The 20,540-nt window shown below is 59.6% G+C and carries 22 protein-coding genes and 3 pseudogenes; 14 read left to right on the top strand and 11 right to left on the bottom strand.

The features are described 5' to 3' along the window. Positions 1 to 41: 41 nt before the first annotated feature. Entirely contained in the window at positions 42 to 251 is a 210-nt protein-coding gene (locus QP027_RS11885) for a hypothetical protein (RefSeq protein WP_284825082.1), read from the top strand. A 104-nt stretch (positions 252 to 355) separates the two neighbouring features. Here QP027_RS11885 and QP027_RS11880 read toward each other — a convergent pair whose 3' ends face one another. Further along, on the bottom strand, positions 356 to 757 hold the full coding sequence (locus QP027_RS11880) for a hypothetical protein (protein WP_284825081.1): 402 nt from the start codon (positions 755 to 757) through the stop codon (positions 356 to 358). 333 nt (positions 758 to 1,090) lie between these two features. Here QP027_RS11880 and QP027_RS11875 point away from each other — a divergent pair, with 333 nt between their 5' ends. From QP027_RS11875 to QP027_RS11865, 3 genes are read left to right on the top strand one after another with little or no spacing between them, the layout of a single operon-like run. Next, entirely contained in the window at positions 1,091 to 1,534 is a 444-nt protein-coding gene (locus QP027_RS11875) for a hypothetical protein (protein ID WP_284825080.1), read from the top strand. Further along, positions 1,531 to 1,842 (top strand): transcriptional regulator, encoded by a 312-nt coding sequence (locus QP027_RS11870; RefSeq protein ID WP_284825079.1) that lies wholly within the window; start codon positions 1,531 to 1,533, stop codon positions 1,840 to 1,842. The genes QP027_RS11875 and QP027_RS11870 overlap by 4 nt, the downstream gene beginning before the upstream one ends. Before the next feature lie 43 nt (positions 1,843 to 1,885). After that, a complete protein-coding gene (locus QP027_RS11865) occupies positions 1,886 to 2,014 on the top strand; it encodes a hypothetical protein (RefSeq protein WP_284825078.1) in 129 nt (42 codons plus the stop codon). Between the two features lie 110 nt (positions 2,015 to 2,124). On the opposite strand, the gene QP027_RS11860 is transcribed toward QP027_RS11865, so the two are convergent. From QP027_RS11860 to QP027_RS12385, 4 genes and pseudogenes are all read right to left on the bottom strand, one after another. Then, entirely contained in the window at positions 2,125 to 2,475 is a 351-nt protein-coding gene (locus QP027_RS11860; protein ID WP_284825077.1) for a hypothetical protein, read from the bottom strand. 398 nt (positions 2,476 to 2,873) lie between these two features. Beyond that, positions 2,874 to 3,185, bottom strand: coding sequence for a hypothetical protein (locus tag QP027_RS11855; protein WP_284825076.1), 312 nt, complete (start codon positions 3,183 to 3,185; stop codon positions 2,874 to 2,876). Between the two features lie 140 nt (positions 3,186 to 3,325). After that, entirely contained in the window at positions 3,326 to 4,042 is a 717-nt protein-coding gene (locus QP027_RS12325) for a hypothetical protein (protein WP_349293169.1), read from the bottom strand. A gap of 111 nt (positions 4,043 to 4,153) precedes the next feature. Then, a pseudogene (locus tag QP027_RS12385) lies at positions 4,154 to 4,570 on the bottom strand (ApeA N-terminal domain 1-containing protein); the annotation flags it as partial. Between the two features lie 463 nt (positions 4,571 to 5,033). On the opposite strand from QP027_RS12385, the pseudogene QP027_RS11845 reads away from it, so the two are divergent. Both QP027_RS11845 and QP027_RS11840 read left to right on the top strand, forming a co-directional pair. Then, positions 5,034 to 6,212, top strand: a pseudogene (locus tag QP027_RS11845) (IS1249 family transposase). 154 nt (positions 6,213 to 6,366) lie between these two features. Next, the gene (locus QP027_RS11840) at positions 6,367 to 7,020 is read left to right on the top strand and encodes a hypothetical protein (protein WP_284825074.1); all 654 of its coding nucleotides are present in this window, start codon (positions 6,367 to 6,369) and stop codon (positions 7,018 to 7,020) included. A 251-nt stretch (positions 7,021 to 7,271) separates the two neighbouring features. Here the strand turns inward: QP027_RS11840 and QP027_RS11835 are convergent, their stop codons facing one another. The 4 genes from QP027_RS11835 to QP027_RS11820 form a co-directional block, all read right to left on the bottom strand. Next, positions 7,272 to 8,162, bottom strand: a complete 891-nt coding sequence (locus QP027_RS11835) for a DUF4231 domain-containing protein (protein ID WP_284825073.1) — start codon at positions 8,160 to 8,162, stop codon at positions 7,272 to 7,274. Further along, on the bottom strand, positions 8,162 to 8,707 hold the full coding sequence (locus tag QP027_RS11830) for a TIR domain-containing protein (RefSeq protein ID WP_284825070.1): 546 nt from the start codon (positions 8,705 to 8,707) through the stop codon (positions 8,162 to 8,164). The genes QP027_RS11835 and QP027_RS11830 overlap by 1 nt, the downstream gene beginning before the upstream one ends. A gap of 747 nt (positions 8,708 to 9,454) precedes the next feature. Next, on the bottom strand, positions 9,455 to 12,040 hold the full coding sequence (locus QP027_RS11825) for an AAA family ATPase (RefSeq protein ID WP_284825068.1): 2,586 nt from the start codon (positions 12,038 to 12,040) through the stop codon (positions 9,455 to 9,457). 144 nt (positions 12,041 to 12,184) lie between these two features. After that, a complete protein-coding gene (locus QP027_RS11820) occupies positions 12,185 to 12,973 on the bottom strand; it encodes a hypothetical protein (protein WP_284825066.1) in 789 nt (262 codons plus the stop codon). Here QP027_RS11820 and QP027_RS11815 point away from each other — a divergent pair. Together QP027_RS11815 and QP027_RS11810 are read left to right on the top strand one after the other, a co-directional pair. Beyond that, positions 12,938 to 13,924: an NAD(P)-dependent oxidoreductase gene (locus QP027_RS11815; protein WP_284825065.1), complete on the top strand. Its 987-nt coding sequence runs from the start codon at positions 12,938 to 12,940 to the stop codon at positions 13,922 to 13,924. The two genes, QP027_RS11820 and QP027_RS11815, sit on opposite strands and share 36 nt — an antisense overlap. Continuing rightward, positions 13,917 to 15,140, top strand: coding sequence for an MFS transporter (locus QP027_RS11810; protein ID WP_284825064.1), 1,224 nt, complete (start codon positions 13,917 to 13,919; stop codon positions 15,138 to 15,140). Before QP027_RS11815 ends, QP027_RS11810 begins: the two co-directional genes overlap by 8 nt. On the opposite strand, the gene QP027_RS11805 is transcribed toward QP027_RS11810, so the two are convergent. After that, positions 15,086 to 16,006 (bottom strand): LysR family transcriptional regulator, encoded by a 921-nt coding sequence (locus tag QP027_RS11805; RefSeq protein ID WP_284825062.1) that lies wholly within the window; start codon positions 16,004 to 16,006, stop codon positions 15,086 to 15,088. The genes QP027_RS11810 and QP027_RS11805 overlap by 55 nt on opposite strands. 79 nt (positions 16,007 to 16,085) lie before the next feature. Between QP027_RS11805 and QP027_RS11800 the strand changes: the two genes are divergently transcribed. From QP027_RS11800 to QP027_RS12380, 6 genes and pseudogenes are all read left to right on the top strand, one after another. Beyond that, positions 16,086 to 17,003 (top strand): EamA family transporter, encoded by a 918-nt coding sequence (locus QP027_RS11800; RefSeq protein ID WP_284825060.1) that lies wholly within the window; start codon positions 16,086 to 16,088, stop codon positions 17,001 to 17,003. Then, positions 17,000 to 17,668 (top strand): NAD(P)-dependent oxidoreductase, encoded by a 669-nt coding sequence (locus tag QP027_RS11795; RefSeq protein WP_284825058.1) that lies wholly within the window; start codon positions 17,000 to 17,002, stop codon positions 17,666 to 17,668. Before QP027_RS11800 ends, QP027_RS11795 begins: the two co-directional genes overlap by 4 nt. Then, positions 17,665 to 17,817: a hypothetical protein gene (locus QP027_RS11790; protein ID WP_284825056.1), complete on the top strand. Its 153-nt coding sequence runs from the start codon at positions 17,665 to 17,667 to the stop codon at positions 17,815 to 17,817. The genes QP027_RS11795 and QP027_RS11790 overlap by 4 nt, the downstream gene beginning before the upstream one ends. Before the next feature lie 12 nt (positions 17,818 to 17,829). Further along, positions 17,830 to 19,056: pseudogene (locus QP027_RS11785) on the top strand (MFS transporter); the annotation flags it as partial. Positions 19,057 to 19,074: 18 nt separating this feature from the next. Beyond that, positions 19,075 to 19,260: a hypothetical protein gene (locus QP027_RS11780; protein WP_284825054.1), complete on the top strand. Its 186-nt coding sequence runs from the start codon at positions 19,075 to 19,077 to the stop codon at positions 19,258 to 19,260. Further along, complete coding sequence (locus tag QP027_RS12380; RefSeq protein ID WP_432418635.1) at positions 19,230 to 19,667, top strand: helix-turn-helix domain-containing protein; 438 nt, start codon at positions 19,230 to 19,232, stop codon at positions 19,665 to 19,667. The genes QP027_RS11780 and QP027_RS12380 overlap by 31 nt, the downstream gene beginning before the upstream one ends. 206 nt (positions 19,668 to 19,873) lie before the next feature. Here QP027_RS12380 and QP027_RS11775 read toward each other — a convergent pair whose 3' ends face one another. Beyond that, entirely contained in the window at positions 19,874 to 20,482 is a 609-nt protein-coding gene (locus tag QP027_RS11775; RefSeq protein WP_284825052.1) for a TetR/AcrR family transcriptional regulator, read from the bottom strand. Between the last annotated feature and the right edge of the window lie 58 nt (positions 20,483 to 20,540).

Below are 20,540 nucleotides of genomic sequence, written 5' to 3'. Positions count from 1 at the left end.
TAGAGACTCCATAATCTCACATGTTCTGTTAAACTGGGCGAATGTTGGTCGTTCAGGGCAACAGCATTGGTGACAGCAGTACAGTTGGTCTGCGATCCTACTTGCCAGTCGAGAGCAGATTTACCTCCACCGGGGTGTTCCGCGGTGGCACCGTCGTCGATAAGCGCAAGTCCTTCGTTGGCGTTGTCATGACAGACTACGGTTGCTTCTGGCCCCGCACCCCTATTGACCAAGGCCAGGTAAAGCTATAGACACGGACAGGACCTTGCTTAATAGCATCGTCGGAAATGGCGAGGTAGCGGGATCCTCCCGCATCTTCCAGACCAGACATTCCGCCAAATGGCGCTGCGGCGGATCAGACGAATTTGCTGGCTTCGCTTCCGCTGCTGACAAGTTTTGCGGCCGCTTCGAGAATGCGGAGCAGTTGGTCGTCGTCAAGCTTGACTGGAACTGCGAGCCAATCGCCTGTGCGAATTGCCCGCGCAGCCTCGATCGAGAGATCACTCAGCCCTGCGGTGTCTTCACGATGGAAGGCTTGCTCCACTTCGGTTGCCCAATCGAGAACCGCGCGTTCAAAGTCTGAGTATTCGATCGTTTCGGCTGAGCCGTACTCAATGTCTAGAACCTGCCCGCAGAACACGATGCATGTCACCGGTCCCCTTGTCGTGACAAGGTGGCCGGCACGTTCTGCGGCTTGGAAAGCGTGTCGCTGGAGCGCGGTAATGACACCCGACTCATAGACGGAGTGTCTAGGCACTTGTGGCCGGTGTTTCATACAATTCCTTACTGACAACCGGAGACCGGACAGGCTGCCCAATGGCCTTGGTTCATCTCTACTTCATTAATTGATTCCTCACTTGATGCAACATCTACGGGCTGTCAAGCCTATAGCCTGCGATGATATATACACTATCCACAACGCATCAACTTTTATTTGCAATTTCCCGGGTCACGTGGTGAATAATTTTCCTTGCTGCGGAAACACAACCGGCAAGCTTCGGCCAGTCTGCACAAAAACACACTTTACAATCCGTTAAGCGCTTAATAGAATGTAAAATACAAGGTCTCTCCACCAGCCAAGGAGAAGCTCATGACTCGCTCACCTGAGTTCACCAAAACCGCGCAATCTGCCCGTCGTCGGGGCGGAGCTATCGGAATAAACAGACGAGAAGCGACGCTCTGGATGGTTTACCTCGCCTGTTTAACCGGTGTACTTGTAATCAACCTGGCAAGCACATATTCGGAATGGGGCGGAATCATAAATTTCACGACAGTCGGCCTCTTTATTTTCATCTCTTACCGTTTGACCCAGGCGATATATGTCACCGCCAAGGCACGGCCACACGGTTTTCAACGCCTCGTACTCGGAATCTTCTTCTGGATAGTGGTAGTAGGAACCGTATTCTCTGTCATTTGGCACACCAACCTAGGGCCGGAAGATATTCCATGGCCATGGATCGTTCCCGCGACTTTGACGGTCTTCATTCCACCAGTCGTCGCAACGCTTATCTTCTTTAAACGGGCACCGAAATGAATCTTGCAGAAGCCCGCAATCTGATCGATGGAACGATCCATTCGCCTGTGCGACTTAGCATCATGGGCGCGCTAAACAGCGTGGAATCCGTCGATTATCAGACACTGCTCACTAGCCTCGGCATCAGCTATTCGCTGCTGTCGAAGCACCTCGCGATTCTAGAAGAAGCCGAACTGGTTGTTGCGACCAAGGCATTCATCGGCAAGAAACCCGTCACCCGAATGAAAATGACTAGCGCTGGCAGAAGAGCATTCGACGCGTACCTGCAGGCTCTCGACAGAATCGTCGCTGGTCTACAGACCAACTAAGCTGGCCTTTCAGGCTCCACACAATGTAAATAGTCTCGTCTTCATGCACCTCTATCTAGTCTCCGACACAAACAAGCCCGACTTGCTGCGCACCCGCATCGGTGACGCGCTGCGCCATGAACGTCTCACCCAAGGCAAAACGATCAAAGAACTTGCCGACCCACAGAGATAAACGAAGCCCCGAAACACCGAATCAGAACGATGTCTCGAAACTTCACAATGGACTGGGCTTCCTTTCGAGGTCACTGCTTTTACTGCTTGACACATTGACAAACGACCCACTCACCAAGGAACGTGCCATCCATATGTCGTTGCATACTCAGCCCCAAACGTGAAATTGTCCCAGTGGTTCCACGGAGTTTCCCTCACCCCTGCCGAAAGCACCTCGCTTGCGTCCCAGATTCGACTCTTGTTGCGCCCGCCAGAATCTGCGCCCATGAGTGAGAAGGAGTTGGCAAGCGTCTTGAGTTCGTGGTCTTGAAGCGCGAGCCTCGAATAAAGTGAGGTGAGGAACGATGCCAAAACATCACCTTCACGGCGTGCAGGGTTAAGTACGAACGCGGATCGAATCTCCATGGAGTTAAGCATGTCGATTGCGGCTTGTTGCTCTCCCGCCGGAAGATCCTCAAACATTTGCGGGTGCGAGGGCACTGGAGGACGAACACTCGTAATGTGATTCCAAGTACCCAGATCCGGGACACAAACAAGATCTAGCGATGCAATCGGGTGCGCGGCAAAGCTCTGATCAGCTTCAAAAAGTTGCTTGGATACGTTGTAAAAGGGATGAGAAGAAGGCTTTTTCCATTCATGCGAGCTCGCGAGCAGCCCATAAATGAACGGTCGCGTCAGCTCTTTCCTCGGAGTGCCTTCCCTTGGAGCCAACGTGCGTTGCAGACAGGCACAAGACTGCGCAGCTTGTTGAATCGACGAACTCTTAAGTGTTGATTTCACTGAGAATGCCGCGGCGAGACCTCCCACCAGAATATGCGATTTGGATCGCAGGGATCTCGGATAACTCGGTCGAAGGACAACTATGTCGTCTCTTCGGGTGGCTCACCATTATCAATCTCGCCAACTATGTGCTTATTCTTGACTACTTCATACTGTGGCGGTAACCAACTCTCGAGGAATGTGGCCCATGCCGCTTCAACCTGCATGCCGGATTCCTGGACTCGTCCGGTCGTCATCGATAGGCGTGAGAATACTTCATCGTACTCATCCGCCATCTGCGAGGAAGCCGAGTTTAGCCACCGCAAGTGCTGGCCCGATAGCGGCTGAGGGTGTCCACCGAGCTTGCTGAACGTGTATTCCTCAGCGTCATCGTAGGCAATGCTCTCGCTCAAGACACCCTCATTTCATTGTCGCAGCCGAAGGCTAATCTAGAACCCAACTGCACATTTAACCTGAACTCAACCGCTTTGCATATTTGATGACCATCAACTTATGTAGCAGCAACCAACCTACAGTGGCTTTTCTGCCTAAATCAGGAAAGATCGCCATCTTGTGCTGCTAGCTCAGCCTCACGCTCCTTAACGTGCATTTTAAGGTTCTCACGGTAAAAGCGATATCGCTGGTGTTCGCCGAGCGCGTCTGCAATCTCCTGGTCGGAGAACCCTGCATGAGACAAGAGGCACAGCCTCAGAACCCAAATCGCGGATGCTTCCGCAATTAGCCAGTTGTAGAACTGCTCGTCGAACGAACGCCCCGTGTTGTGATGAGCAAGATCATTGCGCGCGTTTCTGACTACTTCATCCCAATTCTCGACTGGACTGGTAATCTCGGGGTCAATACGCATTGCTATCCTGTGTAGGTCACGCACACGTTTGACGTAGTCCCTCTTGCTTGAATCAATAATGCGCTTATGGATTCCCTCGATAAGCGAACATGCCACGAGTCCCTGGACCTGCATAGCCTCGCCTTTAACTGGATTCGCAACAGCTGCGGCGAGGCCGTCCATAGACTGCTCGATCTCTAGCCACTTTGCGAGCCGCTTCAAGGTTACCGCCGATGGAGCGAGCAGGTTCTTCGGATCTGGTGACGAGAGCATCCCCGAATCCTGTCCTTTGTTTTTCACTTCAAGCCAGTCTGCCTGACCTTGACGACGGACTTGGATTCGAATTGGTGTGAGGTCGACGTCTACGGCCAGCTTCATCAGGGTCATCACCGAATGGACTACACGGTCTGACGAGCGAAGAGTCATTGTGGACGACGGTCGAAATTCCAACCACACCAGACCATCTTCGGTTCGTTCACACACAATCTCACCGGCCCCGCTCACCGCGCTACCAGAGTCTGGCATCTGCCTCCACCATGCGGAGCTATCGAGGATAAAACGTACAGCGCTAAGTTTCGCAGTATTCCCGTCTGGCATGTGCGCCCCAACAATTAAGGTGTACGGGTCCCAGGTCTGCTCTAACATTGCTGCTATGTCAAACACGTTGCTTGGTAAGTGCTGCAAGTATGAGTCGACACACGTGACTGGTCCCGCCTTGGTATCACCAAGCAATGTGCGCGGCACCCCGTCCGCAACGATCCGAGCCGGGTCCCCGCTGTTTGTTAACGCCACCCCCATAGTAGAGATCTCTATCGGATTTGCCAGCTCGTCAATGAGGCGGGATTTCAGCGTAACTCTCGCCCGAGAGCCTGGCTCCCAGATCAACGTTCCCTCAACATGTTTGTCGGGGTTCTGAGGTGACCAGAACTCTCCCTTTGTCTGTAATGGCCCCATGCATTTACCCTAGCCATGCCCTCCGACACACAGTTCTACTGCTCTGAACAGCATTGCAGGCAATTCGATATCTGGTGGAAATCCGACAAGTTTCGCATAGCCATAACATCAGCAAGTTACGCCTAGGACATAAGCGACTCCATGACTAAAGTCAGGCTCGGGCCCCAATGTCGATCTGGCTTTATCCGCAGGACCTATTACCTGGAACAGCCCTATCAAACAGCGGTCCGCGCTTCAGCCGATGCCCAGATCTAGGACTTGCACCCGCAATCCCCACTCCAACACTCCACAACCCCCACGAAGGGTTATGCGACAAAATGTGTGTCCAGTGAACTGGTGTTTGCCCAGCTCCTTGGTCAAAAATGGTGGGTTTATAATGATCTGCCCCTTATAAATACCTCGGAGTCGTTCAATCCCGGACCTGGTTGTAGTCGTGTGGTAGTAGGTTCGGTTCCCTTAACGGATGAGCAAAAACCGACCTCACTGCCCGGTATGTCACGGGCCAACCAAACGTAATGGAACCACGTCAAAAGGCACGGTACGCTGGCGTTGCAAGAACAAACAGTGCGGCGCTTCAGCGTCTCACTCCCGACCGGACAAACGGCTAAGTTCAGATTTCGCGGTCTTCATCGACTGCATCTGCGGCAAACAATCCATGCAAGAAGCCGCCGATACAAAAGGGATAAGCAAACGAAGCCTTGAACGCAGGTTTCGCACGTTCTGGTTTATCGATATCCCACACGAGTGCGACAACTTCCGCATCTACGACTAGGTCTTTATCGACGGAACCTACACAGGAGCCGGATGTCTTCTCATCGCCGCCACACGCAACTACGTTCTCAATTGGGTATGGGCACGATACGAAACAACTGCGGCCTATCAGCAACTTCTAGAGCCACTACAACCTCCCCTCATGGTGGTACTCGATGGTGGTCGCGGTGCGTACTCTGCAATCAAACGAACCTGGCCAACAACCCACATCCAACGATGCCTTGTCCATGCCCAACGCGTCGTTCGCAGGTACGTCACCTCCCAACCACGCACCGATGCTGGCAAAGCAATCTACAAGCTTGCACTCGACCTCACACGCGTACGCACGATTGGCCAAGCGGCGCAATGGACCGCCCACCTGCAACAATTCAACACCGTCTACCGAAGCTGGATGGACGAAAAGACACTCAGCATCACCACCGGCAAGCGTGAATACACGCACCTATCCGTGCGCAAGGCCTACAACAGCCTGACACACCTTTCCCGGCAGCAATGGTTGTTTGCTTTCCTCCAACCGCCAGATACGCCAACGACCAGCGGATTTGAATGGGTATCAACGACCAACCACCTGGAAGGAGCGATCAATTCACAGCTCAAACTACTGACAAGACTACACCGCGGAAGAGCAGGTGAGCGACAAAGAAGAATGCTCGAATGGTGGCTCCATCTGCACACCGAACAGCCCAGACCACCCACCGAAATAGCCAAAGAACAAAACTGGGGGCGCGATGCACTCGCCAAAGTTAACACCACGCCCCGCAACGAAAACCAAGCCGACCAGCAAACAGGACGACCAGCTCTCTACGACAACGCTATCCCAACCGAGTACAGCCACAACCTAGGCGTACAGAAAGGATGGATAGGAACCTAACCCCGACACGGGGTAACAGCCCCGGACACACATTTTGTCGCATAACCCCAATTAATTACCCGAAAAACATCAATAACCCCGGCGATTTACTCCTACTTGCGTAGTGCAGGGATCGCTCCGGGGCTTTCAGGATTAAGACTAACACAGATCCGTAATGAATACACCAAAACCAGCCCCGGCACCGCTATCTGAGTGGTTTTCATCTGCGCGAATGAGCCGGTACGTCGACCATCCTTCACCAGAAGCTCTCTACCTTTGGAATACTCACCTCACAAAGACCTATCTCGCTGACATCGAGCATCTCGAAGTGCTCCTCCGAAACTGCATCCACACGACCCTAACCAAAAGATACAACGAACGATGGTTTGACAACGACCGAATAAACTTTAGCGATGAAGCAAAAAAGAGCATTCGCAAGGCGAAGAGACGAGCTGGAGGGAGAGAAGCGCCACCAGGGAAAATCATCGCTGAACTCAGCTTTGACTTCTGGCGCTTCCTTTTAAGTAGCCACTATCAGGCGAGCATCTGGCCTCAGGTAGAAAAAGCCTTGAAACAAAAACCCAACAGCAGACAGCAGTTCGAAGCTCTTGTAGTCATCGTCTACAAAATGAGAAACAGGTGCTCTCACCACGAATCAATCGTCCAACAACGCGATATACTTCGTGAAATCACACATCTCAACTCCGTTGATAACGCCATCTACATGGTGGCAAGCTTCATTGATCCTCATGCCGCAATATGGATCAAAGACAACTCCCGCGTCCCCGCTATACGAGCACAACGACCTAGTCGTATACCGCATTCCTAAGGCAGGTAATAGAGGCCATCATCGACGTTGGCGTGCACCCGAAGTGGACACTCGATACTGCTGTGCTTTCTGGGGAGAGTCCACACAACGTTCGAAGGCCAACGGCGAGCGAAGGCAGCCGGAAACTACCAAAGAATCTGAGGCACTCTGACTCACAAGGCCATTTAGAGGCAGAGATGTTGGAGTCTTCCAAGAGGTTCCACCCCTCGGGATCGATTAGAAGGACTCCTGCCCATGCAGCGCCTTCCGGATTACACCTTCGGCTGTTTCCCTGTCCTAGATGCTAGCCACATTGTGTGCTCACGACTGATAGCCTCTTCGGCATCCGCAGCCACTAACGGCCAGTCATTCTCGGGGACGGATTTTAACTTGTCGGCCTGTATCGCAAGCTCCATTGATGCCATAGAATAGGCCGCGGCGAGCGGCGAGAACTGTTTCACCGCTGCCCACGCCGCTCCCGCCATAATGAAAGCAGCCATGAGGCCCGCGAAGTCCACTCCCCACCCCCCAAATACCCTCAAAGAAGCGAACACAAGGGCGACTACCTCGGCGCTCACGAGCGCAACACGCCAGCCAGTAGCGCACTTCCGATTGACTTCCGCTTTTTTCGCATACCATCTCTGCTGGTCCTCCGTGCGACCCTTTACATATGCCTCACGGCGCTCGGCGAAAGCAGCCCCACGCAAGGCTTGCATCCCAGAGGTTACGAGCGGACCAGGTGTGGTGATCGTGATTCGATCTGATACCCCTTTACCAATCTTGGCGAAGCGCTCGCGCAGCAAGTTCGAAGCCTCCGTCGCATCCAACGCGACGGGGAAAGGGTCAGCCCCCACGGCGTAGCGCCATGCCAGCGTTTTTGCTGACTCAGCAAGCGCCCGACCGTCGTACCACCTTTCCGCTGGCTTATGCAACCATGCGGCAAGTTCCGCGATTAGCGCAGCCATGAAACCGAGTAGGACCACGAGTGCTGCCAGATCAAGGCCTCCAGCGTTAAGCGAAAAAACTGCCCCGAGTGCTGCCAGAATACTCCCGCCCAGGCGCAAACGCTCGTATATCAAAGTCCACTTCTGTCCATTCCTTGACGCCTCGTCGGCATCTCGCCAGAACCCCGGAAGGTCAGCATCAGTCAGCGGTCCAGGCATTAGCAGGAGGAGTTGTAGGAACGGAGTTCTCGCGAATTGTCGACTAGGTAATCCCTCGTGCTGCGACACTCATATGCGGTTTCGATCATGCTTGCAAGGCCACTGGCACTGGAAGGATACTTCCACCAACGGGCGTATCCGTTCTCCCCGTCCACATTGTCCCCGACTCGTGCAGGTAGTTTCTTGTCGTAGTAGTCGGCAGCTGAGGGGAGAGTGATGGCCAACAGCCCACTTCGAACGGCGGTCGCCGTGTTGCGCAGGGATGCCGCAACCTCCCAGTCAACGAACTTCCGCGCCCATGTGCACTTGCCCACCATAACGATGGTCACGGACGTGTCTCGGAGGTACTTCTCCCGAATCCGATCCTTGATGTAGTCATCATCACTGCTGTGGATGATGTCGCCAGCCATGCTTGCCCCGATGCCGCGCGCGATGAGCACGTCTTGGTCATGATCGAAGTCCTGAATGAACTGCTGCACCTCATACTCATCGTCGTGATGATAAGAGATAAAGCACTTCCGACGCGTGTGACTCCCCAAGCCCATGAACGTTCCTCCTCCAGACCTGCCTCTGTACAAGCCACTACGCCAAGAATACAGATGGCACACAACGGAACGGCTTCGGCTCACCGAAGGACTGATGCGCGATCAGGCGCCTGTCGCGAATCAATGAGGCGTGATGATTTGCAAAAGTCCTTGTCCTCGGTCGGCACATGAAAGCCGTCGCATTCGGCAACTACAACCTCCAAGGCAAGGGCGAAATCGTAACCATGCTGCAACGCGCACGCCTCAATCCGGCCCATCGTCTCGAGGACTGTCTCTTCGGTGCTGTTGCAAAGTTGGGGGGAGAGCAGCGAAGACTCAGTTTCTCATTCCCTGATGGTCGCTGTGCAGGGGGCGGCGCCGCAGCCCCTGACCTCGGCGCTCCTCTGTGGTTCCAGAGGCTGCCAGCGGCGCTGGCAGCCAATGTGGGATGGGCACTGGGGATAGAATCGCAGGCCACGACCGGGTGTGCTTTCCATCTGACGACGAGTCCAGGACAAGCGCACAGCACGGATGGTGCTGTCGATGATCACGAAACCAGACGACGCCGTGACTGACCGTCTCCACGCGAGCTGAGGGCGCTTGAGCTGCTTCGACTTGCCGAGCTTGATGCCGTGGTGGCGGACCTCGCAGCGACCGTTGTGGTCGAAGCCAGCCTTCGCTCTGGATCAATGGGCTTCGCCCAGCGCGCGCACGAACTCGACCACGCTCTGTAGCTGCCCGTGAGCCGCTTCCACGCCGATCCGCCGCTCAGGCTATGTATGCCAAGCGCGCTGCTTTCGCCTTCTCCCAGTCTTCCTGCACTTCGCTCACAGTCGGCTTGGTGCTCATGTACTCGGCAGCGTGAGAGTGTCCGGTCATTCGCTCGCAAGCACGATCGAAAAGGGGTTCAATAACTGCGACGGCCGCATCGAGCCGAGCGCTGTCGATCTTCGACAGGCGGGTCATCATGATGTTCTTGCGGTACCGCTGTGTGACGTTCTGGAGGAGCTCCTGCTCGACGAAGGCTTCGCACCAAGCGCGAATGAGGTCGTAGGTCTCTTTGATGAGTGCATCCTGCACCACCGGCTCAGCGCTCGTCATCACTTGAAGTTTGACGTTGATCCGCTTGGCCAGATCGGCTGGCGTATCGAGCCTCGGCTCGACGTCCGGAGCCAGGATTCCCTTGGCCTCTCCGCCGTCGCGCACCTCGTAGATTCTCGTCCTGAGCTTCTTATTCTGCCTAGCCGCCATCAGCGCTGACGCGAACATGATGTTGTGCGTCAAGACAACGACCTGATGTGTCTCGGCGAGATTCTGGATGCGTGCAGCAACCTCATCAAGTCTGCGGTAGTCGAGACTTGTCACCGGGTCATCGAAGATCAGAGGTGCTTTGGTCCCTCGCATCCGACTCTCGGCAAGAAAGTCGGCCAGTGCCAACACCTTCTGCTCACCCTCCGAGAGCACCGCAGAGGGCTTGTAGGAGGCGACCGCCTTCTTACGTTGCGCCTGTCCGCTGCGCCCTTGGAAACGAAGTGCGACGTGAGGCGCTCGGAGGCGAGCGCACTCCTCTGCGAACAGCGTCTCGAAGTTCTTGTTCACGAGGTCTTCGCTGGCAAGTTTGGACTGGACCGTGAGCTGCTTCGCCACGCCGCCTGAGATGACCCGTGAGAGCTTGTCGAGTTGTTGCGCTCTTCGCGCGCGTCGGACATACTCGCGGGCTGCGACGATATTCCGGTTCAACTCAATGCGTGCAGCGAGCTCTGAAAGTTCCTTCTGTTTTTCGGTGAGCGCGGTTGCCGCATTTGCTTTGTCCTCCGACATCTGCTGGACCGCCGCCTGCACAGTAGCCAGTTCGGTTGCGACCCTAGACGCCACTGTTTCTGCGCTCTCTAGGAGGTTGCCTCCAGTCACGGGCTTCCCATTCGCGGTATCCTGAGCGGCCGCCCGAGCCGCCGCGAGCACCTCACATGCTTGAGCGGCCCATGCCGGTGGGTCTTCACCATCCCGCTGTTCTGTGGCGAACTCGTTCGCGCGGGTTAGTTCGGCTTCGTCGAACCTGAGGCTGGAGTTGCGCACCTCGGTATACGCGGCCTCGACCTGACGGGCTAGCGTTTCATCGAGGAATGTGCGATAGCGAGTCAGCAGATTCAAGGCCGTCGGGCTGAGCTCCTGCATGCAGTACAGGCACTTGTCACCGGCAGTTGGATAGTGCTCGCGGTCAAGGTGTTGGCGGTACGCGTCTCCCGCAACGATGAACTCCTGCCATTCCTCATCTGCTGGGCCTGGCAGCTCATCCTGACTGAAGAGTCGCTCTCGCGCTTCCGTCCTTCGATCTTCTGCTTCCTGGAGTTTCGTCCGGGCTTTCTCATAGACGACCGCATCGAAGTTCATTGCCGTTGTAAGCACGCCTTGAAGCCGATTGAGGTGACGTCCAGTCTCCTGCGTGCTGGAGAGAATCGCGTCGAGCGAGTTGGAACGCAATGCCGCGATGTCACCTTCGAGACGCTCGCGGTTGGCCTCGGCACCTTCGGGCAGCGTTGCCAGGGCATCAAGCTCCGCGAGGTCTGTGGTAGCGCCCAGGGTCTCGATTACGGGATACACCTTCGTACCTCGCGTAAACCTCGACAACAGAGGGTTGCTCCCCAGCGCCAAGGCCTTGACCTCGGCTGCGATCCGTTGTTGAATGCCTTGCAGCCCGGCAGCGACGTGACCAAACAGTGCGAGTTCGGCCGGCGTGTAGACGTAACCCAGATCGCTGTCAACGTGCAGCGAAACTGTGCTCGCGTCAAAGACGCTGATGCGAGTGAATGGTGCAAGGCCGGATTCGTTCTTCCACACCACCGAGGAGTCCGTGCCAGACAGTCGGTACTGGATGGTGGCGCTGGGCAACGGCGGGCTGTCGAAGTAGGCGGTGTGCGCGTTCGGCAGGATATCCTCAGCGGTCCGCACAGCCGAGATGCGCTTCAGTATCCGTGCATATCCAGTCTTCCCCGATCCGTTTTGCCCAAAGAGCACAGTCAGTTCCGGGTCGAAGTCAAGTTCTTGGTCTGCGGCGAGTGCATTCACGCCTTCGATGTTCGCCAAACTCACGAGTTCGAGAGTCTCCTCTTCCGCAGCATCCGCAGCGACAAGTTCAAGCTTCGGGACTTCCGGGGCCTCGCCATCGCCAAGCCCCTTCTCAGCGAGGAAGGTGGCGTAGGCGACGTCCAACAACGCATCGCTCGGTGCCTGGCGCGAGAGGATCGTTTCAGCGGTGATCTGACGCACCCATGCGTCCTGACCGTTCGCCCAATCCACCAACAGGCGTCGGGGCGTCGCATTCCCCAAGTTGACTGAGACCTCTGGAGCGGCCACGTCTACCTCCGTCCTGGCGTACGGTGTCAGGAAATACGTGTCACCGGCCCAACTCGAACTGTCATGGTGCTATCCATCATGCCCGAGCAGCGGGGGTCAGGCTGAACGACACAACGGACGCGCCGCTCCGAAGCCCACTCTGGCTCACAGCGACGGTCCCGTGCGCTGCGTCCGAGCGCGTCGAGAGCCTTCTTGATCTTGTTCGACGCGAGCGACGTTCAGCGATCGGTCGAGGGCTGCCCGGGCCCGTGCAGCGTCGATCTTCTGGGCATCTGACTCGGGTGAGGTGCGAAGGGGTGCATCGTCAGTGATCTGGTAGCGGTCTCGGTAGGCGGCGACGACCAGGGCGCGGCGTCGCCATTGCTGCCGCTCCCGACCGCCGGCGGGTATCGGACCGAGTGCCATAGCCCATGGTTCTTGCGTCTGCAGGGCGGTGTCGAGGACGGCTTCTGCTCGGGTTTCGATGAGGTGGCAGCGCTCGGTCAGAGCCCGTTGCATGTCGGAGGTCATGGGGCCGGCGGCTTCGGGAATCAGCCCGGCAATGAGACGCGGTGCCTGTCGGGTGCGGCCGGAGCCGGCGGGTCGAGCAGTGGCGTTGGCGAGGCGGTGGTGGATGACGGAGGCGATGTCGTCGGCGTCAGCGAACCCGCGAGCCTTGATGAGGCGTGGCAGGAGGGTGTCGACGTGGTGGTGGTTAGCTTCGGCCCGGCGCAGTTCCGCAGTCAGGGCGCCGAAGGCGTCGGAGTCGATGACGGCTTGCGCTTGGTCGGTAGTGAGGCCGCTGGTGGTGACGAGGGTGGTCCAGCGGTCGTGTTGGGCTGCGGCGGCGATGGTTTCGTATTCGGCGGCGAGTTGAGCGATCGAGCCCCACCGCTCCTGCTCGGCGGTGATGGTCTCGTGCGCCGACAGCTCAGCACCGCTGTGTTGGAGCACGCCGTAGAGGACCGTGCGGGCGGTGGCCTCGGGGTTGTCGCCCGGATGCGCCGTGGCGTGATCGTCGGGACGGTCGAGGATGACGTAGGCCCGGTTCGATTCCCGCCCGCGCGTCATCGCGACATACAGGTTCTCCCGCGTGGTGGTGGGTTCCACCCGGACGTGGACGGTGTCGGTGGTGATGCCTTGGGCGCGTCTGCCGCTCCAGGTCCTGAGGGAGGTTTTGGGTCTGCGGTGGTGTTGTCGGTGTTATCTGACGACGCTGCGGTACGTGAAGTCTTCGTGGAGTCATCGGCCCTGTCTGCGATGCAGCCGGGCTCGGTGCACGTGAATCTGGCGACGATCAGCCCGTCACTTGCCGCAGAGGCAGCACGGTCGCATACTGCGGCAGGCTTGGAGTACGTGGCGGCACCCATGTTCGGTGGGGTTCCGGTGGCTGAAGCTGGCCGGCTGAATGTCGTCATTGCCGGGCGTGTTGAGGCAGTGGAGCTCGCGCGTCCCTACTTGAGAGAGTTCAGTGCGGCGCTTTGGCCGGTGGGTGATGATCCTGCGCAGGCGAACGTACTCAAGGTGGCGGGCCAGGTTCTGATTGCGTCGGCGATTCAGGCGATGGCAGAGGCCGTGAGCATCGTTGAGCGCTCCGGTGGCGATGCCCACCGGGCGATTGAGGTGCTGACCTCGACGATTACTCCTGGTCCGGTGTACTCGATGTACGGGGCCCTGATCGCGGATGCTTCCTATGAGCCTGCTCGTTTCACCCCGATTCTGGGACGCAAGGACGTTGACCTGGCACGGCATCTGGCAGATGCTGTGGGGCTTCGACTCCCGCTGGGTGATTTGCTGTCTGAGTTGTTGAGCGAGGCTATTGCGTCCGGCCATGCGGCGCGGGATTGGGCTGTGCTGGCTGACATGCAGCGTCGACGCGCGGGCGCCGGATGTCACGATGAGTAGAAGCTCGGTTGGCTCCCATGGTCGTCTGCCGTGGGCTGCGCTTCTGGCGCTTTCGGCGTCGGGGTTCCTCGCGATCTTCACTGAGACTATTCCGGCGGGTCTGCTGCCAGATCTAGCTCGTGGGCTGGGCGTGTCTGAGTCTGCTGCTGGCCAGTTGGTGACGGCGTATGCCATGGGGTCGGTCGTCGCGGCCATTCCCCTGGTCGCGTGGACGCAGCAGGTGAGCCGCAAGAAGGTGTTGCTTGTTGCGGTGGGGACGCTGGGGGCGTTCAACTTGGTGACGGCAGTCGCGCCGTGGTTCCCTGCGATCCTCGCGGCTCGGTTTGTGGCCGGTGCCGCGGCTGCGCTGGTGTGGGGTGTGCTTACTGGGTATGCGCGTGGGCTTGTGTCTCCGGACTTGCAGGGTCGGGCGCTGGCGGTCACGGGTCTCAGGCAGCCGATTGCCTTGGCTGGCGGGGTTCCGCTGGGGTCGTTCGCAGCATCGGTCATGGATTGGCAGTGGGTGTTTGTTGCGATCTCGATCATTTCCGCGGGGCTCGCGCTGTGGATCGTGGCCGTCGTCCCTGACATCCCGGGGACCACTCTTCGACGACTGGCCCCGCTGAGGCAGGTGGTCAGGCTGCCCGGGGTGCAGGTTGTGCTCGGCGTGACCGGTTGTTGGATTCTCGCCCACAACATGCTCTACACCTACGTCGCTCCCCTGCTGAACCAGACGGGGTTGCGTCTTGATGTGGGCCTTGCTGTGTTCGGGGTGGCATCGATGGTGGGGATCGGCCTGGTCGGCGTGGTGATTGACCGGGCGCTCCGCCTGGTCACCTTGGCGTGCATCGCCACGATGGGTGTCGCTACGGACGGATGGGTCGCTCCTGAGGCGGGGGTGGTGCTGGCCGTCGTGCTCGTGGTCGCGTGGGGGCTGAGCTTCGGTGGTGCTCCGGTCCTGCTTCAGACAGCTCTTGCTGATCGCGCAGGTGTGCACACCGACGCGGCACAGTCCGTGTTCGTCACCGTGTTCAACCTGGCGGTCGCCGGTGGCGGCTTCGTGGGCGGGCTCATCCTCTCGGCAGCGGTGCCGGTCGGGATTGCCACGTCATCGGCGGGACTCTGTGTCGTAGCCGTAGTGGCCGTGAGCATTGCACGGTGGGCGTTCCCGCCAGGTAGACGTCACGATGGCGACTCGCCAGTTGGGACCGCGGAGTGCTCGGCGCACTGTGATTGATGGAGGGTGACGGCGTCGAGGAACGCGGTGGTGGCGGGGCTGGGGTTGAAGTCGTTCCAGGCGAGGTATTCCACTCGCCGTGGCGCGTCCTTCACGGTGATGGCTGACAGCGTGTGGTCTGCGGGGACAACATGGGCGGACAGGAGAGCGGCTGCCAGTCCGTTGCGGATGAGTCCGAGGATCAGGTCGATGGTCATCGCCTCGAACGCCACCTCGCGTTGCAGACCGGCCGCACTGAATGCAAGGTCGGCCTGTGCCCGGCCGGCGGTACCGCTGGGAAAGTCGACGAACCGTTCATGCGTGAGGTCCTCCAGGGTCACGTGCGTGCTCGACGCCAGTGGGTGTGCCGCTGGCAGTACCGCGACCAGGGATTCTCGCGAGAGCTCCTTGGTGGTGACCCCGTGCGGGGGTATGCATTCGGCCAGTCCGAGGAAGGCGACGTCGAGGCGGCCGGAGCGGATATCGCCCACGAACTGCTCGCTGCCTCCGGTGCGTAGCGCGATGTGAACCGCGGGGTGCTTGGTGTGAAATGACGCGAGCAGGTACGGCACATCGACGGCCGTGACGGTGGGTATCACCCCGATGCTCAAAGACCCACGCACCTCGCCACCGGCTGCGGCGGCGTCGGCGACGGCACGCTCGGCAGCGGCCAGGCTTTGCCGTGCTGCCTCCACGAAGGCCTCCCCCGCCGGGGTCAGTTCCACGCGGCGTGAGGTGCGCGCAAAGAGCTGGATCCCGATCTCCCGTTCGAGTGCCTTGATCTGGTGGCTGAGCGCGGACTGGACCACGTAGCAGCGCTCGGCGGCTCGGGTGAAACTCCGTTCCTCGGCGACTGCCACGGCATAACGCATCTGCTGCAACTCCATTCATCCATGATCCATGTGCATGCCAGGAATGACAAACATGCGTTGGACTCATGATCGTGTTGGTGTGAAGGTGGATCACATGACCACCACGATCGCACCTAGCACGGACAGCACAACGACTCCCGCCGTACGTACCGGCTGGATTGCCGCGACTGCGCTTGCCCCAATGGTCTGGGGCACCACCTACATCGTCACCACCCACCTGCTCCCACCGGGACATCCCGTGTTCGCCGCGCTGATGCGCACCCTTCCGCCCGGGCTGATCGCCCTAGCCATTGCCCGCCAGCTCCCCCAGGGCAACTGGTGGTGGAAGAGCCTGGTGCTCGGCGGACTGAACATGGGGGCGTTCTTCCCCTTGCTGTTCGTGGCAGCTCAGCGTCTGCCCGGTGGGGTCGCTGCCACCTTGAGTGCCGTGCAGCCGATCGTTATCGCGTTCCTCGCCGTCGTGGTCCTGCACGAGAAGCTCTCCGGTTGGCGGCTGCTGTGGGGCGTGGTCGGCATGGTGGGCGTGGGCCTTGTGGTCCTCGGACCGGAGGCCGCGCTGGACCCGCTCGGCGTGATGGCCGGCCTCGCGGGTGCCATATCGATGGGGACCGGCGTCGTGCTCACCAAGAAGTGGGGACGCCCCGCGAACGTGAACGCGGTCGGGCTCGCGGGATGGCAACTCACCGCAGCCGGGCTGATCCTGCTGCTCCCCGCGCTGGTGATCGACGGCATCCCGCCCGGCATCGACGCCGCCGCGCTCGCCGGATACGCATGGCTTGGCCTCGTCGGGGCGCTGCTGACCTACACGATCTGGTTCGCAGGCATCCGCCATCTGCCCGTCACACCGACCGCCCTACTCGGGCTGCTCTCACCCCTGACAGCTGCGGCACTGGGCGCGCTCATCGCGGGAGAAGCGCTCACCGCGATCCAGCTCGTCGGCTTCGCCACGGCACTGATCGCCCTGGCCTCGGGGCAACTTCCACCACCCATTCGACGAAAGGACAACGCATGAAGATCGCCATATTCGGAGCCACGGGCATGGCAGGTTCTACCATCACCGACGAAGCCGTCCGACGCGGACACCAGGCCCTCGCCGCATCCCGCCACCCGCGCGAGGACGCCTCACCCCACGTCGAATCCCGAGCCGTCGACGTCGCAGACATCGACTCAGTAGCCGCTGCTCTGGGCGACGCCGACGCGGTCGTTGTCGCAGTCCGCCCCGCGCCGGGCCAGGAGAGCACTCTGCCTGCCCTCACCCGGAACGTGCTCGACGCCGCCCGGATCCATGATGTTCGCGTGGTCGTGGTGGGCGGATCGGCACCCCTGTGGTCCCCCACCATGCCGGGCCATCGAGTCTTCGACGACCCCGCCTACATTCCGGCAGCGTGGCGCACCATCGCGCAGGCGAGCCTAGAGCAGTTCAACGCGTGTCAGCAGCATCCGCATGAGCGGTGGACGTACGTCAGCCCACCAGCACTCTTCGAACCGGGACCGCGAACCGGACACTACGAACGAGGCACAGACACACTCCTGGTGGACGAGCACGGAACCTCTCGCATCAGTGCGGCGGACTTCGCGATCGCCATCGTCGACGAACTGGAGGACCCCGGCGAGGACAACCACTTCACCGTGGCGACGTTGAGTTCCGACAACAAGACGATGGAGAACCGCGCATGACGGCTACTGCTGAAGGTGTGTTTTCGCCCGGGCTGCGCTTTGTCACCATTGGCCTGCTGGTCTCGGTGGGCATCGTCGCGTTCGACGGGCTGGGCGTGACCACGGCCCTGCCTGCCATCGCCTCAGACCTGGGAGGAATGACCACCTAAGGGTGGGCGGTCTCGGCACTGATGCTGGCCAGTGTCGCGGACACCGTGATCGCCGGCTTCCTCGCAGACCGGCACAACCCGCGCGGACCGTACCTGGCGGGCTTCGGGATCTTTGCCGCAGGACTCGTGGTGTCCGGCCTCGCGACGGGCTGGGCGCTGTTTCTGCTCGGCCGTGTCATCCAAGGCTTCGGGGCGGGAGCGATCCTCAGCATGGCCTACGTGTTCATCGGCAGGGTGTACCCGTCGGAGCTGCAGTCACGTGCCCTTGCCCTGCTGTCGGGGGCGTGGACTGTGCCCGCGCTGGTCGGACCGCTTGCGGCCAGCGTGCTCATGGAAGCGGCCAGCTGGCGGGCCTTGTTCCTCGCATTGATCCCGATCGTGGGAGTCACCATGATCATGACCACGCGAGGACTGCCTGAGCTGGGCTCATCCTTGGACGCGCCTCCAACCGGTATGCGTCAGCGTCTCGCCTACAGCGTGTTGCTAGCTGCCTCTGCTGCCGTGCTGTTGCTCGGGCTGGAACAGCGCGGAGGGGTCACGGGCACAGGGCTCACGGTCGTCGGGCTGGCGGGCATGTTCCTCGGACTACGTCACGTGCTGCCAGCAGGAACACTTCGATTGGCCCCAGGCGTGCCGTCGGGGATCGCGACCCGCGCCGTGTTGTCGTTGGCGTTCTTTGGCATCGAGGTGTTCCTCCCGTTGGCCATGACCCAGATGCGAGGCGCGAGCCTTTTCTCGGCGGGTCTTACCCTGGCAGCAGGAGCCCTGGTGTGGGTCGCAGGCTCAATGGCCCAGAGTCGTCACGAACAGCGGACTGGCAGCCACACCCGACGAGGCGACAGCATTATCGGCTTGGTCACGTTGAGCCTGGGCATCGGGATCATTGCCGCGACGCTGTTTGTCACTGCCCTTCCCATCGGTGTCGCGACCTTGGGGTGGGCGATCGGTGGTTTCGGCATGGGCATGGCGTACAACGCCACCACTGCCGAGACCTTCGCGCAGACCGAACCGGCGGCTATCGGAGCGATGAGCGGAACCATCCAGATGGCACAGACCCTTGCCACGGCCCTGATTGCAGGGATCGGCACAGCGATTCTTGCCGCAACACGCAGCGTCGACGGCAGTCCCGATGTTGGAGTTGCGGCCATTCTCAGCCTCACCGGCGTGCTCGCCCTTGCCGCGATTCCGATCGCGCTTCGCATCAGTGCGCGCCGCACTCGCCCGGCCAAGGCGGCATGACTCCTACAAGGAGTTTCGGTGAGGGACTTTGGTGATTCCCGAACAGCACCCGGCGACACGGTCATCGCCGTGGAGGCTGCCGTCTGTGCAGACATCTCCCACCGCTGGACCCTGTCCGAGCTGGCCGCGATCGCACACCTCTCCCCCCAGGACTCGGGCAACTATTCACCAAGATCCACGGCATCAGCCCCTTCACATGGATAACCCACCAACGGGTCCGAGAGATGGCCCGCATCCTGCGCGAGACCCGTCAACCCGTGCGTGACATCGCCCGAGCCGTCGGCTGGACCAAACAAGCCCACGCCGCACAGCAGTTCCGTAAGCTCACCAGACGGTGCCCGACGAAGTACCGAACCGAAGTCCGTGGGGCGACAGTGGTGGCATGCCTGTGGTGCGGGCAGAGAGTCAAAAACAACTCGCAACTTCTGTCCGGGAGGCTTTGCCGGGCAACGAGGGGACGATCCTTCGACTGCCCCTCTGCAGCATTGAATCGCAAACCTCCCGAATCTAGGTCTCGCTCTAGGAGGTTAGGCCGCCCTTCGAGGACGCCGCCCTGTCGCCGGGATGAGATGCGACGTACAGGAATACCGTGCTTCTCGTTTCTTAGGTAGACAGCCGTGAGATCATCCACGGACTTACGCCACCTCCACGAGCGTCTTATGACTCCCTCCTGCCGCGGGAGTCGTCCAGCAGAAAAAGCGTCGGACGCCGACCACTCCCCTATCGCTACGGCCGAAACGCGACTATTCCGCGAGCATACCCAAGGCCCTGGGTACATAGCTGCCTGGCTGCAGCACTGAGCACATCGTGGGTGCGCTTACGTCGCCGTCTGATCCAATAGCGTGTTGAGTCCGGTTGTGAAGATCTGTTCGGCGTTAACGGCGTGGTGCTGGTGTAGTTGGGCGTAGGTGGGTGCATGGTCAGCGTCGACCGGGGCCGCTCGTTCGTCGTCGGACATGGGTGCGGTCATCGCACTGCCGATTACGTAGTTGGACAGCATGTAGGCGGCTCCGAGGGGGTCCGGGGCGCCGAGTTCGCCAAGGAGCACGACCATCTTTTCTGAGAGTTGAAGGTAGTGCGGTCCTCTCGGGGCGCGCATTCCGATGACGTGGCAGGCCCATCTGTGGCGTAACAAATGTTGGAAGAAGGCATGCATGAGGCCAGGGAGCTCCGCATCGCGAACGGCGTGCTGCATAGAGGGGTCCTCTCCGAGTGCGGTGTCGAGTGCGAGGTCGAACAGGTCATCGCCTGACTCGATGCGCGAGTACAGACTCGCGGGGGCGACGTCGAGCTGACCCGCGACAGCCCGCACGGTCAGCGCCCTTAGCCCACCGACATCGAGGAGCGCCACTGCTGTGCGGGCCACCTCGCGAACATCCACAGCGCGGGTTCGCTGCACGGGCTTTCGGTGTTCCCAGTAGCTCATAGGAGAAGTCTATCTGAACACCGTTTGCAGCCTTATGCGAACTATGTTAGGTTATGGC

This window comes from Corynebacterium breve, assembly GCF_030252165.1.
In the GTDB taxonomy this organism is placed as follows: Bacteria; Actinomycetota; Actinomycetes; order Mycobacteriales; family Mycobacteriaceae; genus Corynebacterium; species Corynebacterium breve.
The sequence above is the reverse complement of the archived record's forward strand: the minus strand, read 5'-3'. Positions and strand labels throughout refer to the sequence as shown.